The 17,392-nt window shown below is 51.6% G+C and carries 16 protein-coding genes; 9 read left to right on the top strand and 7 right to left on the bottom strand.

Features of this window, described 5'->3' with window-relative positions; all coding sequences use genetic code 11:
- Window positions 1-32 precede the first annotated feature (32 nt).
- From M0R30_RS12305 to M0R30_RS12265, 9 genes are all read left to right on the top strand, one after another.
- Window positions 33-950 carry an ABC transporter ATP-binding protein gene (locus M0R30_RS12305; protein WP_292547319.1) on the top strand — a complete coding sequence of 306 codons (918 nt, stop codon included), beginning with the start codon at window positions 33-35 and terminating at the stop codon, window positions 948-950.
- Complete coding sequence (locus M0R30_RS12300) at window positions 950-1,693, top strand: ABC transporter permease (protein ID WP_292547317.1); 744 nt, start codon at window positions 950-952, stop codon at window positions 1,691-1,693. Before M0R30_RS12305 ends, M0R30_RS12300 begins: the two co-directional genes overlap by 1 nt.
- A 602-nt stretch (window positions 1,694-2,295) precedes the next feature.
- Window positions 2,296-3,846, top strand: coding sequence for an ABC transporter substrate-binding protein (locus tag M0R30_RS12295; RefSeq protein ID WP_292547315.1), 1,551 nt, complete (start codon window positions 2,296-2,298; stop codon window positions 3,844-3,846).
- Window positions 3,847-3,898: 52 nt separating this feature from the next.
- Window positions 3,899-4,684 (top strand): class I SAM-dependent methyltransferase, encoded by a 786-nt coding sequence (locus M0R30_RS12290; protein ID WP_292547313.1) that lies wholly within the window; start codon window positions 3,899-3,901, stop codon window positions 4,682-4,684.
- Window positions 4,681-5,667 (top strand): ABC transporter permease, encoded by a 987-nt coding sequence (locus M0R30_RS12285; RefSeq protein ID WP_292547311.1) that lies wholly within the window; start codon window positions 4,681-4,683, stop codon window positions 5,665-5,667. The genes M0R30_RS12290 and M0R30_RS12285 overlap by 4 nt, the downstream gene beginning before the upstream one ends.
- A 9-nt stretch (window positions 5,668-5,676) precedes the next feature.
- The gene (locus M0R30_RS12280) at window positions 5,677-6,591 is read left to right on the top strand and encodes an ABC transporter permease (protein WP_292547309.1); all 915 of its coding nucleotides are present in this window, start codon (window positions 5,677-5,679) and stop codon (window positions 6,589-6,591) included.
- Window positions 6,591-8,375: an ABC transporter ATP-binding protein gene (locus M0R30_RS12275; protein WP_292547307.1), complete on the top strand. Its 1,785-nt coding sequence runs from the start codon at window positions 6,591-6,593 to the stop codon at window positions 8,373-8,375. The genes M0R30_RS12280 and M0R30_RS12275 overlap by 1 nt, the downstream gene beginning before the upstream one ends.
- Complete coding sequence (locus tag M0R30_RS12270) at window positions 8,372-9,193, top strand: methyltransferase domain-containing protein (protein WP_292547305.1); 822 nt, start codon at window positions 8,372-8,374, stop codon at window positions 9,191-9,193. The genes M0R30_RS12275 and M0R30_RS12270 overlap by 4 nt, the downstream gene beginning before the upstream one ends.
- Window positions 9,194-9,197: 4 nt before the next feature.
- Entirely contained in the window at window positions 9,198-10,070 is an 873-nt protein-coding gene (locus tag M0R30_RS12265; protein WP_292547303.1) for a class I SAM-dependent methyltransferase, read from the top strand.
- A 115-nt stretch (window positions 10,071-10,185) separates the two neighbouring features.
- On the opposite strand, the gene M0R30_RS12260 is transcribed toward M0R30_RS12265, so the two are convergent.
- From M0R30_RS12260 to M0R30_RS12230, 7 genes are all read right to left on the bottom strand, one after another.
- Window positions 10,186-10,941, bottom strand: a complete 756-nt coding sequence (locus M0R30_RS12260) for an ABC transporter permease (RefSeq protein WP_292547301.1) — start codon at window positions 10,939-10,941, stop codon at window positions 10,186-10,188.
- Complete coding sequence (locus M0R30_RS12255) at window positions 10,938-11,930, bottom strand: ATP-binding cassette domain-containing protein (protein ID WP_292547299.1); 993 nt, start codon at window positions 11,928-11,930, stop codon at window positions 10,938-10,940. The genes M0R30_RS12260 and M0R30_RS12255 overlap by 4 nt, the downstream gene beginning before the upstream one ends.
- Before the next feature lie 315 nt (window positions 11,931-12,245).
- On the bottom strand, window positions 12,246-12,677 hold the full coding sequence (locus M0R30_RS12250) for a formylmethanofuran dehydrogenase subunit E family protein (protein WP_292547297.1): 432 nt from the start codon (window positions 12,675-12,677) through the stop codon (window positions 12,246-12,248).
- A 23-nt stretch (window positions 12,678-12,700) separates the two neighbouring features.
- Window positions 12,701-13,954, bottom strand: coding sequence for an ABC transporter substrate-binding protein (locus tag M0R30_RS12245; protein ID WP_292547296.1), 1,254 nt, complete (start codon window positions 13,952-13,954; stop codon window positions 12,701-12,703).
- A 56-nt stretch (window positions 13,955-14,010) separates the two neighbouring features.
- The gene (locus M0R30_RS12240) at window positions 14,011-15,246 is read right to left on the bottom strand and encodes an ABC transporter substrate-binding protein (protein ID WP_292547294.1); all 1,236 of its coding nucleotides are present in this window, start codon (window positions 15,244-15,246) and stop codon (window positions 14,011-14,013) included.
- Between the two features lie 69 nt (window positions 15,247-15,315).
- The gene (locus tag M0R30_RS12235; RefSeq protein ID WP_292547292.1) at window positions 15,316-16,467 is read right to left on the bottom strand and encodes an ABC transporter substrate-binding protein; all 1,152 of its coding nucleotides are present in this window, start codon (window positions 16,465-16,467) and stop codon (window positions 15,316-15,318) included.
- A 66-nt stretch (window positions 16,468-16,533) separates the two neighbouring features.
- Window positions 16,534-17,376, bottom strand: a complete 843-nt coding sequence (locus tag M0R30_RS12230) for a class I SAM-dependent methyltransferase (RefSeq protein WP_292547290.1) — start codon at window positions 17,374-17,376, stop codon at window positions 16,534-16,536.
- Window positions 17,377-17,392: the final 16 nt, after the last annotated feature.

Genomic DNA, 17,392 nt, shown 5'->3' with positions numbered 1-17,392 from the left:
ACCAATGGGGGTCAGAGTGAGAGTCGGTAATCATGGATGTAATTGAAGCGCACAATCTTTACAAGTCTTTTGGGCCGGTCCCTGCAGTCAACGATGTCAGTATCACCGTGAAAAAAGGAGAGATTTTCGGCTTTCTGGGACAGAACGGTGCGGGGAAAACTACAACCATCCGGATGCTGACCGGCGTCCTTATCCCGGATTCCGGGACCGCACGTATCTGTGGCATTGATATCCAGCAGGATCCCCTTGAGGCTAAGAGGCATATGGGGGTCATTCCGGAGAACGGTACCGTCTATGCCGATCTCACCGCGGAAAAAAACATTCTCTGGACGGCAAAATGTTACGGGATGGACCGGGTCTCCCGGGAAGAAAATGCCCGTGAAATATTGATTCGCCTGGGTCTGGAAAGCCGGAAGGACGACCTTGTCAGGACCTTTTCCAAAGGAATGCGACAACGGATAAGCATTGCCTGCGCCATCGTACATTCCCCCCCGGTCCTCTTCCTTGACGAACCGACAACCGGCCTCGATGTTATCAGCAGGCGGCTTGTGATCGACACCGTGCGGCATATGAACAGGGAAGGCAGCACGGTCCTCATTACGACTCATAATATCGAAGAGGCAAGTGCCCTCTGCTCTGCCATCAGCATTATCCACAAAGGGATACTTATTGCAACGGACAGTCCGGAGAAGATCAGGAAACAGTATGATACCTCCGGTTTTGTTGAGATCGCATTTGAGCAGAAAATCATGGGCAGGACACTTATGACCGGGGGGATCTCGCGTGTTGAACCTATGGGGGATAAGTGGCGGGTGTACACGGACGATGCGGATCGTGCAGTCAAGGACCTTGTGAAAATTGCTGAACAGAACCACCTGAAGATCGTCTCGGTTGCAACATCGACACCATCTCTTGAGCAGGCATTCATTGAAATGACGGAGGGAGCCTGATGGATCCCAGGCGTTTTATCTGGAGCGTCCTGATGGTCACTGAGAAGAATATGCGGATCTATTATTACAAGGGGTCAGTCGTGATCTTCGGCCTCCTCTTCCCGTTTATCATGTTCCTCACATTCTTCATCGGGCGGAATCTTGATCTTATCCAGTTCTTTCCCGGATTCCTTGGCATGATGCTCTTTTTTTCATCATCTTCAACCGGCCCCCTTATCACCCCGTGGGAAAAACGGGAGAAGACCTACGAGCGGCTCGTCTCCCTGCCGGTGGTTATCGAAAGTATCGTTCTTGGAGATATTCTTTCAGGAGCCGTGTTTGGTTTTGTCATTACTTCCCTTGTCTGGATGGTGGGCTCATCTCTCCTGCACCTGCCCCTTACAAACCCTGCGGTACTCCTCGCAGCCCTCTTCCTCGGTTCGCTTGCGTTTGCCTCGCTCGGTACCCTGCTCTCTTCCCCGGCCACGAACACCCCTTCCAATATCATGATGTTCTCCAACCTGGTTCGGCTCCCGCTAATATTTGTGAGCGGCATCTTCATCCCGCTCAGCCAGCTGGGAGACTGGGCGTGGACGAACCTGTTGTCGCCCCTCACGTATCTCGTCGACCTGTTCCATACGGCAATTACCGGTGACGGGGTCTATTCACCGGTCCTGGATTCAGCAGTCCTTATTATTGTGATTCTTATCTTTGCAACGGGTGCCAAGGTCATCCAGCAGCATAACCTGCTGAGCGGGAGATAAGCAGGATCTTGTCGCCGGGAGGGTACTGGCATGGCCCGGTTTCTGAAGGGAGATGGCTGTAGATCTCACCGGATTACAGAGTGATGGATTACCTCTGCATCATCGGTTTTGTTATGTTTTCAACAATCTTCTTGAAAATTCAGGTATCCACTTTTATCATCAGTTTGGAGCCAGAATATTCTTTGTTTTGATATAAATACAAAATAGAACATCTGTGTTAATTATGCAATAAATTAGTTTCAACAGATTTATTTCGTAATAACTTTAATGAAAAATGTAAGAAACTGTGCATGGTTTCTTCCTGACAATATATATGACGGGTTAGACGATAAAGGCCCCCGGTACTCCGTTATCAGTAACTGGGTCCTGTGCCTGGGTACAGGATAGTGGTTTTGTCTGCATCTCGTATTTCGGGATTATTCACACGGCAGGTGAAAAGGAGAGAGCCGTTGAACAAAAAGTGTATGATTACCAGAGTGATGTTTATGAAAAAAAGTGGTATATGTGCTATTGTAATTACACTCATTTGCCTGACCGTACTGTTGGCCGGATGCGTTTCACAGAACAGTACTCCGACAGCATCGTCCGGCACAGGATCCGCAGTGCCATCCGGCACGGGCACAGGAGTGACCCAGGCGGATATTGTCCACCTGACCGGTGGGGACTACGGGTACCCCCAGCCATTCTCGATCTCCCCCCGGGGCCCGGGTTCATCCAAGGTAACGATGATCTTCGACAGTCTGCTCGAGAGGGATGAGAAAGGGATTATTCCCTGGCTTGCCGAGAGCTGGGAGATCAGCGCTGACGGCAAGGAGTACACGTTCCACCTTCGCAAGAATGTCAAGTGGCAGGATGGTGTCTCCTTCACGGCAAACGATGTGAAGTTCACGACAGACTATGAGCGGAAATATATCCCTATCTCCGGCGGGATTGAGACAGAACTCATTGACAGCGTCCAGGTCATTGATGACAATACAGTGAAATTCATCCTGAAAACCCCGGTTTCGTCGTTCCTGTACAAGATCTCCAGTTTCAAGATCATTCCGGAACACATCTATAGCAAGGTTGAGGACCCGGTAAAATTCCTTGACAAAGAAGCTGTCACCGGCACCGGGCCTTACACGCTGGCCGAGTACAACAAGGAGCACGGGTCATATCGCTATGTTGCAAACGAAGGATTCTGGGGACCACGGGTGGCAATCAAGACCGTCGAATTCATCCCGGTCAGCAACGAACTGATCGCTTTTGATCAGGGCGAGATCGATTTTTCCAGTATCACACCGGATATACTCAGCAAGTACCTGAATAATTCTCAGTACCGACTCGTCCAGCAGCCCGCGTTCTGGGGATATCAGTTCTACTTTAACATGAAGAAGAACCCGGAACTCCAAGATGTAAAGGTCAGGCAGGCATTTGCCTATGCAATTAACCGAAGCGAGATGGTAGAGAAGATCCAGCGGGGTGCGGGTGCCCCGGGCAATCTGGGAATCCTCCCCAATGACCACATCTGGTACAATGCTGACCAGCCCGCATATGTAACCGATCTGATAAAAGCACAGGCACTGCTTGACCAGGCGGGGTGGAAGGACACCGATGGTGACGGTATCCGCGACAAGGATGGAAAGAAACTGGCTTTCACGCTCAGTCTGGCCAGTACTGAAGTCAGGATTGGGGAACTCATCAAGGAGCGGCTCAAGGAAGCCGGTATTGACATCCAGGTCAAGGCCCTCGAGAGCAAGGCCCGGGATACCAACTTAAAGAAAGGTGACTTTGAACTGCTGGTCAGCGGGTTCGGTGGCTGGGGTCAGGATGCGGATTACCTGCGAACACGATACAGCGATGACGCAACACAAGCCGGTGCCAGCACAGTATCCGGGGAGGCATCTGTCATCGGATACCACAATGACACGTTCAATACCCTTGCCGCGAGCGAGGTCCAGGAACTGGACGACGCGAAGAGAAAGCAGATCGTCTTTGAGATGCAGAATGTCCTTGCCGAGGATATACCGACCATCCCGCTCTTCTACACAAAGACATGGGATGTCTGGACTGTATCGAAGTATGATGGGTGGATGAATATGTACGACCATCACGCACGGGTACACAGCAAGCTGACCTATCTCGTGAGGGAAGGTATTGCAGCAAAACGCTAATGTACAGTGCTGGGCGGACTGCTGGGATGCAGTATCGCGTCAGGATAGTGCGGTGTCTGATACATGGCTCGCCTCCTTCTGGAGCAAACGGTCTGCCATGTATTCGCAGAACATGTCCCGGGACAATGGGGAAAAGCGGGTTGCTGATGCACTCGCTCTCTTGAACGATGCCGGTTTCTCACCGGCCGGAGCACATGTGCTCGATATCGGGTGCGGCCCGGGGACCCTCTCCCTCCCGCTTGCACGGGCAGGTGCAAACGTTACTGCACTGGATATTGCACCGGGTATGCTCGACCAGCTGAGGGGCGCTGCCAGAAACGAGGAGTTGGTCCTCACCCCGGTTGAATGCTCCTGGTGGACGGCGGATATCGACCAGATGGATTTCCGTGATCAATTCGACCTCGTGATCGCATCTATGACACCTGGTATCCGGGACCGGGAATGCTTCGACCGGATGACCGCCTGCTCGAAGAAGTTCTGTTATTACAGCGGTTTTGTCAGACGGGAATGGGACAAGGCGTACACCGATATCAGCCGGTACGTTCTTCACGAGGACTTCAACAACCGGGTCACAAGCATGCTCTACCCGTTTATGTACCTGTATTCACAGGGTCATACCCCTCTCACCCGCTTCAGCCAGACGGTATGGAAAGAGGATGAACCTTGGGAGGCGGCAGCAGAGAGGGCGATCGATTTTATGGCCCGTGGACGTGAGTTTGACAATCCCGTAAAAGAGTGGATCCGTGAGTATTACCGGGCCGCGTCTCACGATGGGATTTACCCCTCCGTTACAAACGGTCATATTGGCATGATGGTCTGGACGGTTAATCGCAGATGAACGGGAACGACAGGAATACGCTCATTTACCGGTTCGTAATAACGTTACTCGTAATACTGGCCATCAACTTTTTCTTGCCGAGGATGATGCCCGGCGACCCGTTCTCGACGTTGTCATCAGATATCGAAGGTGAAGATGTTATTATAATGACGGAGGAGCAACGCCAGTACTTCATCCATTACTATGGCATGGACCTCCCGCTCCATGAACAGTTCTTCCTGTATCTGGCAAACATGGCTAAAGGCGATTTTGGGCAGAGTATTTATTATAAATTACCCGTAACCCGTGTTATCCTCCTCCACCTCCCGTGGACAATCCTCATTGTCCTCAGCGCAACCGCCATGAGTACAATTATCGGCATCATCATCGGGACGATCTCCGCCCGGAACCGGAAGAAGGGATCGGACCGGTTCATGATGGCGGGCCTGATCGCGTTTGCCGAGATCCCGTCCTTCCTTCTGGGAATCATCCTCCTTCTCATCTTCTCCGTACAGTTCAGACTCTTCCCGCTAGCAGGTGCCATCACACCGTTTGCACACTACACCAGTCTGCTGGATCAGGTATGGGATATTGCACACCATGCATTTCTCCCCATTATTACCCTCTCCCTTGCCCAACTCACTGGCGTTTACCTGCTGACGCGTAACACCCTGATCACGGTCTCAACAAAGGACTACATACGCACCGCAGTTGCCAAAGGTATCGGGGAGAAAACGGTCTGGACACGTCACGCACTCCGGAATGCATTGCTCCCGGTAGTGACGCGGACCGGCTTTATGATCGGGTTGATGATGGGCGGGGCTGTGCTGGTCGAGACCGTCTTCAGCTACCCCGGGATCGGGTTGACCCTGAGAAGTGCGGTAGTCAACCGGGATTATGCGCTGATACAGGGAATACTGCTCATTGTCGCAGTAGCGATCCTTCTTTGTAATCTGGTTGTTGACCGGGTCTACCGGCAACTGGATCCTCGGGTGACGGAGTAGGTGATCCTGATGCATTCTGAATCTCTTCCAATAAACCGGCCATTCGACATATCATTCCTGCAGAATTACATCGACCGTTCCAAATACATATTCACCCTGTTCAGTATAGAGGGCAAGATCGCGTTGTGCGGGGTCATCCTGATTTTTATGGTTGCTCTTTTTGCTCCGGTCCTGTCTGTATATCTCCCGGATAAGATCACGGGCAGTTCTCTTGAGCCCCCGGGACCTACCCACCTGCTCGGTACCGATGAACTGGGCATGGATATCTGGTCCCAGATTTGTTATGGTGCACGGATGAGCCTTGTCATCGGTCTTTCAGTTGCATGTATTGCAGGGCTTGGCGGGGGAGCACTCGGGATACTGGCAGGGTATCTTGGCGGGCCAACAGACCAGCTGCTGATGCGGACCGTCGATGTCCTCATGGCCCTGCCCAGTTTTCCCCTTCTCATCGTCATCTCTGCGTTCATGGGCCCGAGCATTCTCAATGTCATCTGTGTTCTTGTCCTGTTCAGCTGGGCAAAACCGGCACGGGTTGCCCGATCCCAGACTCTCGCTATACGGGACAACACCTACATCATAGCAGCGAAAAACTTCGGGGGCACACCAGTCTATATCCTCCGGCGGCATATCCTGCCGGAAATGCTCCCTATCCTCTTTGTCCTTATCATCTCCATCACCTCATATGCAATCGTGGCAGAGACCGGGCTGGCATTCCTCGGGTTGGGAGATCCGACCTCGAAGAGCTGGGGAATGATGCTGTATTATGCAACCAGTTTCAAGGCAATATACTTCACCTCGTTCTGGCAGTGGTGGCTCATTCCGCCGCTGGTGGCGCTGGTTTTTCTCGTCCTCAGTCTGGCGTTCATAGGCCGGGACCTTGAACAGGTACTGGACCCCCGGCTCAGAAAGAATGGAGGGGTATAATGATACTTCTTGCAGTTAATGACCTGAAATGCCAGTATCATACCGACGGCCATACGGTGAATGCCGTTGACGGAGTCTCGTTCAATATCGAGCCGGGCGAGATCCTCGGCATTGTGGGAGAGTCCGGCAGTGGGAAAACCACTATTGCCATCAGTATCATGCGTCTTCTTGCGGACAGCGCCAGTGTTTCCGGTACGGTCTTCTTTGATGGAACGGATCTTGCGCTGCTTCCGGAAACTGAATTGGATAAAATCCGGTGGAAAGAGATTGCCATCGTGTTCCAGAACAGCCTTGAGGTCCTGAACCCGGTGATGACCATTGCAGACCAGGTTATCGAACCGATGATCCGTCATGGAATGGTTTCTGTGAATGAGGCACGGGCACGGTGTGCAGATCTCTTTTTACTGGTTGGCCTTGATGAAGCCTGGATGGACGTTTATCCCCACCAGCTCTCCGGAGGCATGCGGCAGCGGGCATTGCTTGCCATGGCACTTGCCTGCAATCCGCGGCTTCTCATTCTTGATGAAGTGACCTCCGCCCTCGATGCATTTACACGAAAGGAGATCCGCGATCTCCTTGTCGACCTGCAGAAGACCCGTGGGTACAGCATGATCGTGATATCTCACGACATCACGTTCGTCTCCTCTCTTGCATCCCGGCTACTTGTCCTCTATGCAGGGCGGGTTGTCGAGGCCGGGCTTACGAGGGATATCCTCAACGGGCCCCGCCACCCGTACACCCGGGGCCTGGTTCATGCCACGCCGGATATTTTTATTTACAAGGACCTGTGGGGAATACCGGGGGACTCTCCTGTTGGTGACCGTCATAAAGGCTGCCCGTTCAACTCCCGTTGCACGCAATCTATCGATATCTGCAGGAAGAATCCCCCCCTCCTGCAGCCGTGTGGGGAAAGCCGCGAGATTGCATGTCACCGTGGCGGGATTGCAATGCTCTTGAAAGCAGAAGACCTCCGGTTCAGTTACCAGTTGCCTGACGGGAAGGCACTGCATGCTGTGAATGGGGTGAATATCGAGGTCTATGAAGGAGAAGTTTTATCGATTGTCGGCCAGACCGGTTCCGGCAAGTCCACCCTGGCCCATATCCTTGCCGGGATTATCAACCCTGACAAGGGGAGTGTACGGTTCATGAACGGGAACGTACAGGGAGGAACCATGGGAGACCACTTCAAAGGTGTCCAGATCGTTTTTCAGGATCCATTCAGCTCCACCAGCAACCGGTTCACCGTTCTCGATGCGGTAAGGGAGCCGCTTGACATCAACCGTATCGGCAGCCCGGAAGAGCGGCTGAACATGGCAAGAGAAGCACTCGAACTGGTGAGACTCCCCTCAACAGGTATGTTTCTAAAAAAGTACTGTGGCGAGTTGAGCGGGGGCCAGAGGCAGCGGGTTGCCCTGGCCCGGGCCGTGGTTATGCAGCCAAAACTGCTCATCGCAGATGAGATAACCTCCGCACTGGATGTTTCAACAGCAGCAAACGTGATGCGCCTTCTCAAGGGACTTCAGAACCGGCGTGGTTTTGCCATGATCTCCATCTCCCATGACCTTACACTGACCCTGAAGATTGCTGACCGGATCGCCGTCCTGAACGACGGGAAGATCGTTGAGACCGGCAATGCCCATGATGTGATGCTCACCCCGTCTGATGAGTATACCAAACGGCTGGTAGGTTCACGGATCGGGCTCTGCTGTCATGAACACACCAACGGGGAACATGATTTCCTGAGAGATGAATCTCAGCATTATCCTGGAGATGCGAATGTATGAGCGGGATTGACTGGGATACACCGGAGATTGCCGGACACTACGATCAGAACTGCGACCACCAGTTCGAAAAAGGTAGGATACTGATAGGGATGATGGGGATCGATAAAGGTGACACTGTGCTCGATGTCGGTTGCGGGACCGGCCGGATGGCGGTCCATGTGGCAGGGATTATCGGGCCCTATGGTCGTATCATGGGAATCGATCCCTCCTCGCACCGTATCGCTCTTGCACAGGCAAAGTTCTCCCAGTTGCCCAAAGGCAATTCTGGTTTTCTTGTCGGGCAGGCAGAGAACATGAGTGCAGTGGCAACCGGTTCTGTTGGTTTTGCATACTTCTGCTCCTCATTCCACTGGATTGATGACAAGAAATCTGCCCTTACCGAGGTCTTACGGGTGCTGAAACCGGGTGGAACGGTCGGGATGACCACCCGTGATAAGGGAAGTCCGGATACGATGAGAGATATCAATGATACCATCCTTTCCCGGCACAATCTCCCCCGCGGTACTGCACACACCGGCGGGATGAAACGGGTCACAGCTCAGGAGCTGTCTGGTCTGCTGACAGACGCCGGTTTTACTGGTGTTTCGGTTGAACCTCGGGTCATCACGCGACACTATGGTTCGCCGGATGAGATCATCCGGCATTACGATAAGAGAGGCAGGCTTCGGGGGATCACGGATAACCTCCCGGACGACATGAAGGAAACGATCAGAACAGAGATCGCCGAAGAACTGAAACGGCGACAGCATTCCGGTTTGACAGGGTCCGGGAATGTCACGCTGTATGCACGTGCATTGAAACCCTGTGCAAGGACGTGAATCCATGACTGACACATCACACGACAAGAACAGCAGGTACTGGGAAGAATTCTGGCATAAGGCAACACTACCGGCAAAGGACCGCGGACCGATGCAGGTCGGGTTCTGGGATAACAAGGCGGAGAGTTTCGGGCGGAACATGACTGACGGCCGGCGGGAGAAAAAACTAAAAACCGTCCTTGATCTTATCAACTCAACCGGTCTTGACCTTGCAGGTGCAGAAGTGCTCGACATTGGCGCAGGCACCGGTGCCCTGGCAATTCCGCTGGCAAAAATGGGTGCACGGGTGACTGTTGTCGATTTTTCTGCAGAGATGTTGAAAAGACTGAACCAACGGGCTGAAGACGAGAACGTCATCTTAACCCGGACAGTGCTGGCATCCTGGGACAAGATCGATCTTGATGCGGAAGGATTCTGTAAAAAATTTGATCTGGTCATCGCATCCATGACACCGGCCGTCCAGACTCCCGATGCATTCAATCTTATGCTGGAGGCATCACGGGGGATATGTTTCTACAGCGGATGGGTGGACCGGAAAAGGGACCCGGCATTCAATGAGTTGTACCGTACTCTGTTCAACCAGGAGTTCCGGGAAGGTTCGCATGGATTCTATCTTCCCTTCATGGACCTGTACCTGAAAGGATACCGGCCAACCGTGACTCTGCGGCAGGAGGTCCAGCATGGTGATGAGACCGTTGATGAGATGGTCAACAGCATTGTTGGCTTTTTCAGTGCAACGAAAGATATCGATACAGCGATGAGAAACCAGATACACGAGTTTATCCTCACCCGGTCAAAGGACGGGAAATATTATTCGGAGTCTGTTGCTACGACGGGAATGATGGTCTGGGACATGAGAGACCATAGTCCCAGCTAAGAACGGTTCAAAAAAGGTGATCCGGTTGATACCCGGGAATAACCCGCCTCGTAAATCTTCAGACACATTTTTCCCGTGTTGTACTGCATGCGTTTTTGTCATGATTAAAAAAAAGTTATTCCGTCCGGCTGAATGCATACGTCCCCACGGTGAACATGATCACATCGAATACAAGCAACACCGAGATACTGAAATATAGCGGAAACAGGGGTGTCCATGCATATCCCATCATAACCGTCCTGAGTGCATCGACCCCGTATGTGAGCGGATTTAAATAACTGACCCACAGGAGCCATTGCGGCACATTGGTGAGGGGGAAGAGCGCGCCACTCAAAAAGAACATCGGCAGGTTGATGAACGTCTGGATGAGCCCGAACCCTTCGAAACTTTTCATTACGCTGGCAAACGTGAGCCCGATACAGACAAGGCCGAATGTGATCAGGAGCATGATCGGCAGCGCCTCAAGAAAAATGACGAAATTCATGTGGGCACCAATGAGAAACGCAAACGGGAAGATGATAATTCCCTGGAGCATCACATCCGTGCTCGCCCCAATCATCTTTCCAAAAAAGATGGAGGTCCGGGATATCGGGGAGACCAGGATCTCCTTGAGAAATCCGAATTCACGGTCCCAGATAACCGAAATTCCCATGAACATTGCCGTGAAGAGCATTGCCTGGCAGACAAGGCCCGGGAAGATGAACTCCTGGTAATTGATCCCCGGCATCCCTGCTGTAAACCGCATACCGGTACCGAAAATGAACAACCACAATAGTGGCTGGCAGAACGCGTTGAGAAGGCGCGGTTTCTCCCGCAGGAACTTTTTCACTTCCCGGAGCCAGAGCGTATAGATCCCCCGCAGCTCGCTCATCGCACCCTCCTTCTTCGCATCATGGCCATCTTTCCGATGTGCCCATGGGCCTGTTCGTGCCTCAAATCCTTACCGGTATAATGGATGAACACGTCATTCATGTCGGGATGGTTGAGATAGATATATTCGATATGAATTCTGGCTGCTGATACCTGTTCCATAATTCTTGGAAGAATGATATTGGCACTGGCAACCATGACCCGGACTTCGCCGTTATGGACCTGCACGTTATCCGACACCTTGGTTTTGAGGAACAGGTCGTAGAGTGCCTGCCCGTCTTTTGTGCCAAGGATGATGGTATCTCCGCCAAGCCCGTTCTTCAGCACAGAGGGCTGGTCGAGGGCCACGATCTTCCCATGATCGATGATGGCAACGCGGTCGCAGAGCCGGTCGGCCTCTTCCATATAGTGAGTGGTGAGGATGATTGTCATGTCCTCCCTTTTCTTCAGCATACGGATATGATCCCACATGTGTTCCCGGCTCTGCGGATCGAGGCCGATGGTCGGTTCGTCAAGGAAGAGCACTTTTGGATAATGAAGAAGGCCCCGGGCAATCTCAAGTCTTCTCCGCATTCCCCCGGAGTAGGTGGACAGGAAATCTCCGGCCCGGTCTTCAAGCTGCACCAGTGCCAGCACCGATTTTATCCGTGTATCTACCTCGGAGACAGGGACATTGTACAGGTCTGCATGCATCTGGAGGTTCTCAAGTCCGGTCATATCCGCGTCAACGCTCGGGTCCTGGAAAACGATGCCAATTGATTTTCGTACCTCGTGATGTTGCCGGAGTATATCGAAGCCATTAACGGTTGCAGTCCCGGAAGTCGGTTTGAGGATCGTGCAGAGCATTGATAACAGCGTGGATTTTCCCGCACCGTTCGGCCCGAGAATACCGAACACTTCCCCCCTCTCGATCGTCAGGCTGAGATTGTCAACGGCAGTGTTTGACCCAAACCTTCTGGTCAGATTACAGGTCTGAATAATGGGGGGCATTAAAAAACTCCGTCGGGATACTCATGAGTATTATCTTTATGTTTATCAGTGCTACGGTTTATTACGTATTTTTATTTGCACAATGAAAAGGGCATGTTCGCGGTACCTCAATTCCATGGGGAAGATCTCTTCTCCCTGCAAAAAAAATGCTGAACCTATTCGAGATTTTTACATGTTCATGATGAATTAAGGGATATTCTCTAAAAAAAAAGGTTAGTGATCGCCATCATAACCGCGTTAGAAATTAATAATCACAAATTTTGCCGAACTGTTTTAGAATAATCTCGCTTATCAATTGTACTGTTCTGTCCACAGTCAGACAATATGAAACAGGCTCTCATCCGGGGCATCATATAATGCGAGCGCAATCTCTTCGGTCTCCTCCCAATAGGTTGGTGAATCTGCTGCGGGAAGTGTTATCGTAACCGGGCGAAGAACCAGTGTTTTATCCTCACTGATAAAATTACAGAAGATATCGCTGGAATGCACAAGCGAGATCTTTCTTCGCCCGTACGAACACCCGCTGCCGAGCTGGATGCCGTCCACCAGACAGGATGTGGGAGGATTATCCGGGCAATGGACAACTGCATCCATATCGGGATAATTGTCAAACTGTTTTCGTGCAAACCTTCCCATACGATAACCGAGGACAATATAGGGTCCCAGGTGCCCGTGGAATTTGATGAGATCAGGTACCGAATATTCCGTCTTTTCAAACGGGGTGATCCTGTGAGATTTGTTTTTCATAATTCCGGACCTGTAAAAAAAAATCAGGTTGATGATACCTGTACAGAATCATTTGACGTCCAGCTAAACCATTGGCTTTCCCGGATCTCTTTTGCAACGGTCTCATCGACACCATACAGGTTCTTGTAGAAATCAAGGGTCCATTGCCCGAAGTTGATGTCACTGAACCGGTCCGGATATGCTCCCCTGGCAATTACCATCACATCAAGCGGATATTCGAGCCTTCGGTCGCAGTTGCAGGGAGTGTATGGCATGGAATAAACACGCTTCTCCTTGACCGCTTTCAGTTCCCTCAGGTTCTGGTAATAGGGAGCATTGTACAGCTCTTCGGCCGGGTGGTACCCGTATGCCGTGGAAAGGACAATCACATCAGGATTGAGTGCCAGGATCTGCTCGGCACTGATGGTCTTGAAATACGCGTTTTCCTGATATGCATTCTTTGCGTTTGCAATATCTTCGATGAAATACGATTCGATGGTATCAGTGCCGTATACAACGCCGGCCCCTCCCGCCTGCCGGGCGGTGGGCGAGAGCCCGAGGATCAGCACCGTTGGTTTCTTATCCTCAGGGACGTCACGGGTCCGGCTTTTAATCATATTGACCTGTTCTTCAAGGTACTGTGCCGTCTGTGTTGCCCGTTCTTCTTTTCCGAAGACCGAGCCGATAATTTTGATCTCATCGGATAATCCACTCATGTTGGGGCTGTCATAGAAATGAGGACTCTTTATGATGACCAGGGGGATGCCCAGGGAATTGAGCGTTTCGATACTCTTCGGTATCTTCTCGTCATTCGGGTAGCGGAGGGTGCAGTCCCCGAGGCGCATGATGATGACATCGGGCTTGAGGCCCGCAACAGTCTCATAATTGATCGCTTGGCCGGACTGGCCGACAAGCGTCAGGTCTGCAAGCCGGGGATTGAGGTAACGGACAGTATTCATGCCATTCTGGTAGGATAAGTTCGGGCCCTCTGACTGGGGATAATTGAATTTATAGGAAAGCTGGACACAGGTCGAACCAACACCCACCTGTTTGTCCTCTTCCCCGAGAATAACCATCATTCCCTCGATAAGCCCGTCGCTGATGGCAAGTACCCGCTGCGGGGATGCGGGAACCTGTACAGCCACACCCCGGCTGTCAATTACCGTCTTGTATCCCGGAGTGGATGTATCCTGTTTTGCAGTTGTTTTTTCTGATTGCGATACTTGCTGGGTACATCCCGCACAGAGGATTGCACCGATGACCATAATCGTAAACACCAAAAGCCACTTTTTTTGCATATCACACCTCTTTCACACATCCCGCATAAAAAAAATCTCATTTTCTCCCTGTGATCTCACTTATCGAGTGTCCAGTCCATCCACTGCACGGAACGGAGTTCTTTTGCCGTGGCTTCATCCACGCCATACAGGTTTTCATAGAACTGGAGGAGCCAGTCCGAGAGCTGGATATCGGTGAACTTGTCCGGGTATGCCGCTTTTGCGATCACCATCACATCAATCGGGTACTCAAGACGTTTTCCGCAGTTGCAAGGGGTCCACGGGAGTGCCGATACCTGCTGATTTTTAACAGCCGATAGTTCCTGCAGATTCTGGTAATATGGGGCCTCGTAGATTTCCATGGGTGGATGATATCCGTTAGCGGTACAGAGGACGATCTTGTCGGGATTGTTTGCAAGGATCTGCTCGGCACTCAGGGTCTTGAACGTAGCGCTTTCCTCATTGTACGAGTTCCTGGCATTCACCAGGTCCTCGATAAAGAACGATTCAATAGTACCCCGCCCGAATACCTGTCCTGCTCCACCCTGTTTCCGTGCCGTCGGGGAAAGACCGAGGATGAGAACGCTTGGTTTCTGGGCATCAGGAATATCTCGTGTCCGCTGCTTGATCATATTGACCTGCCCCTCAAGATACTGGCTCATCTCTTTGGCCTCTGTCTCCTTCCCGAACACTTCACCAAGGATACGTATTTCGTCAGTTATCCCGGATACGGTCGCGGTCTTGTACGCGTTTGGCCCGTATGTTACAACGAGGGGGATGTTCAGGGACTCGATGGTCGAGATGGTCTTCTTCACGTTCTCGTCATCGGGATACCGCAGGGTGCAGTCCCCGAGCCGGAGGATCACGACATCGGGTTTGAGCCCGGCAAGAGTCTCGTAATTGATTGCAACGCTCGATTCGCCAATCCTTGGCAGGGTCCCAATCTTCGGGTACAGGTAGAGCACCGGGTTCATCCCCCGCACGTAGGTGATATTCTTGCCATTTACCGAGGGGAAATCATACGTGAAATTCCGCTGGATACAGCTGGAACCAACCCCGACAAGGGTGTCCTGGACCCCGAACCGGATCATTGCTCCTTCAACAAGCCCATCACTGATTGTGACGACCCGGTGGATCTCAGTTGGGATGTTAACCGCAACACCCCGACTGTCGATAACCGTCTTGTATCCGGACGTTGATATATCCTGTTTTCCAGTTGTATTTTCAGGATGCAATGCCTGCTGGGTGCATCCTGCACAGAGGATTGCACCGATGAGAATAATCATAACCACGAACAGCCACTTTTTTTGCATATCACACCTCTTTCCACACATTCCTCATACATTTCCTAAAAATGAAATTCTCTTTCTCTCCCTGTGGACTTAAACCTCGACCGTCCAGTCCATCCACTGGGCGGTTCGCAACTCTTTTGCCTTCTCTTCATTTACCCCATAGACATTTTTATAGAATTCAAGGAGCCACTCATCCAGCTTAACATCTGAAAACCGGTCCGGATAAGCGGTTTTTGCAATCACCATCACATCAATCGGGTATTCAAGCCGCATTGCACAGTTGCATGGAGACCAGGGAAGGGCGGATACTCTCTTGTTTTTAACGGCATTGAGATACCGCAGCGGTTTGTAATAGGTTGCATTGTATAATTCTCCCGGGGGGTGATAACCCATTGATGTGCACAGGACAATTGCATCTGGATTCATCAAAAGTAACTGTTCTGTATTGACCAGCAGTCTTCCCTCGGACCGGTAGGCGTTCTTTGCATTGACGATATCTTCAATGATATATGATTCAGTTGTTTTCAGACCATGTACATTTCCCGCACCGCCCTGGGCACGAATCTGTGGGGATAATCCCAGGCTGATAACCGTTTGTTTTTGGGAATCGGGAATATCCTTTGTCCTGTTCTGGACAAAAGCCAGCAGTGATTCAAGATACTGTGCAATACGTTCTGCTTTTTCTTCTTTTTCAAAAAGCCGCCCGAGAACTCGTATTTCGTCCGAGATCTGTTTTGGATTTGGCTGGTCATAACAGTTCGGACTGTACAGGACAACAACCGGAATTCCAAGGGACTCAATTCTCTTAATTGTCTGGGGAGTCTTTTCATCATCCTTTTTCTGAAGGGCACAGTCACCGATCCTGAGTATGACAACATCCGGTTTGAGTCCCGCCAGACTCTCATAATTCATGGCAGTACCTGATTTGATTACCGCAGGCATGCCGGCCACATTGGGCGAGAGGACTTTGGCAATGTCCCGGCCGCCGGACCCATTGGTAAACCCTCCATTATCCAGAGGATAGGAGTACGTGAAGTCCTGCGGAATGCACGATGAACCGATCCCGATAATTTTATCATCGACACCTAATGCGGTCATGGTCCCTTCGATCATTGCATCCGAGACAGTCACGACCCGGGTGATATTTTTCGGGACCGTGACCTGAACTCCCCGTGAATCGGTAATGGTTCGGGTCGTCTCCTGTACGGACGGCACCGTTCCGGTTTTTTCCTGAGTGCTCATGCACCCTGCCCCGAACACTGATATTACCAGTAAAATAATGAGAAAACAAAGAAAAATGCGCTTCATTTAAACCTCCCACCAGAACTGGACCCCGGTTGTTTTTCCCGGCAGGGCGAGCTGCCCGTTTTTCGGGATCATTACCTCTTCAAGATAGTGCCGGAGTACCTCATCCTGCTCCGGTGTCGATATGGCGAACTGCTCCCTGAGATCACCGATCGCAGAAGTGACATCAGGGTAAATCTTGGCATGATCCAGTTCTCCCGAGCTCATATTCGGGGTAATCCCCATGGACCAGAGGACATTGAAGAGGATATCGGCTTTTGGGCCGGGAGTATACGCTTTTCCATGCAGTTTCGGCCAAAGGTCCACCATTGGTCTCTCCCAGGATGTGACCCCTCCGAACCAGAATAAAAAGATCTGTCTGGATGCAACGGCTGTCATCTTTTCGATGGCTTTCCTGATGTCGGGCATTCCCAGCGAGTGGGAGGCAAAGACGATATCATAGGGTCCATCGAGATCGGTTGCCGGGTCGATATCCTCCCATCGCTTCCGAACGACCGTAAGGTTTGAGATCCCTTGTCTGGCAGCATATTCTTTCATCACCTCTGCCATCCCTGCCGCAGGCTCAACGGCAGTCACCTGTCCGGCAAGACCTGCGATAGGTACGGCAAGGGTTCCCGGGCCGGCACCGATATCCAGGACCTTACTCCCGGGACCCGGCCGTAACCGTTCGATCACCCTGCTGATCCGTTCAGGGTTTTTATCAGACTGGGCCAGAAATTCTTCTGCCTTCTTTTTTGAGTCCCAGATCGTGGCGCACTCGCCCCGTCCTCTCGATCCAACGTTCTTCTCATAGAGGCCCTTCCAGACCTCGTTCCAGTCAATTGTTTTATAATCCATCTCTTTCATCTCATCATATTTTGGT

Origin of the sequence: Methanoregula sp. (assembly GCF_023227875.1) — an archaeon.
Taxonomy (GTDB): domain Archaea; phylum Halobacteriota; class Methanomicrobia; order Methanomicrobiales; family Methanospirillaceae; genus Methanoregula.
The sequence above is the reverse complement of the archived record's forward strand: the minus strand, read 5'-3'. Positions and strand labels throughout refer to the sequence as shown.

Bases quoted from the DNA above. Each gene is read 5' to 3' on its own strand.
- M0R30_RS12240 (WP_292547294.1), bottom strand. From the start codon at position 15,246: ATGCAAAAAAAGTGGCTGTTCGTGGTTATGATTATTCTCATCGGTGCA.
- M0R30_RS12275 (WP_292547307.1), top strand. From the start codon at position 6,591: ATGATACTTCTTGCAGTTAATGACCTGAAATGCCAGTATCATACCGAC.
- M0R30_RS12265 (WP_292547303.1), top strand. From the start codon at position 9,198: ATGACTGACACATCACACGACAAGAACAGCAGGTACTGGGAAGAATTC.
- M0R30_RS12300 (WP_292547317.1), top strand. From the start codon at position 950: ATGGATCCCAGGCGTTTTATCTGGAGCGTCCTGATGGTCACTGAGAAG.
- M0R30_RS12245 (WP_292547296.1), bottom strand. From the start codon at position 13,954: ATGCAAAAAAAGTGGCTTTTGGTGTTTACGATTATGGTCATCGGTGCA.
- M0R30_RS12230 (WP_292547290.1), bottom strand. From the start codon at position 17,376: ATGAAAGAGATGGATTATAAAACAATTGACTGGAACGAGGTCTGGAAG.
- M0R30_RS12280 (WP_292547309.1), top strand. From the start codon at position 5,677: ATGCATTCTGAATCTCTTCCAATAAACCGGCCATTCGACATATCATTC.
- M0R30_RS12305 (WP_292547319.1), top strand. From the start codon at position 33: ATGGATGTAATTGAAGCGCACAATCTTTACAAGTCTTTTGGGCCGGTC.
- M0R30_RS12285 (WP_292547311.1), top strand. From the start codon at position 4,681: ATGAACGGGAACGACAGGAATACGCTCATTTACCGGTTCGTAATAACG.
- M0R30_RS12250 (WP_292547297.1), bottom strand. From the start codon at position 12,677: ATGAAAAACAAATCTCACAGGATCACCCCGTTTGAAAAGACGGAATAT.
- M0R30_RS12260 (WP_292547301.1), bottom strand. From the start codon at position 10,941: ATGAGCGAGCTGCGGGGGATCTATACGCTCTGGCTCCGGGAAGTGAAA.
- M0R30_RS12235 (WP_292547292.1), bottom strand. From the start codon at position 16,467: ATGAGCACTCAGGAAAAAACCGGAACGGTGCCGTCCGTACAGGAGACG.
- M0R30_RS12270 (WP_292547305.1), top strand. From the start codon at position 8,372: ATGAGCGGGATTGACTGGGATACACCGGAGATTGCCGGACACTACGAT.
- M0R30_RS12255 (WP_292547299.1), bottom strand. From the start codon at position 11,930: ATGCCCCCCATTATTCAGACCTGTAATCTGACCAGAAGGTTTGGGTCA.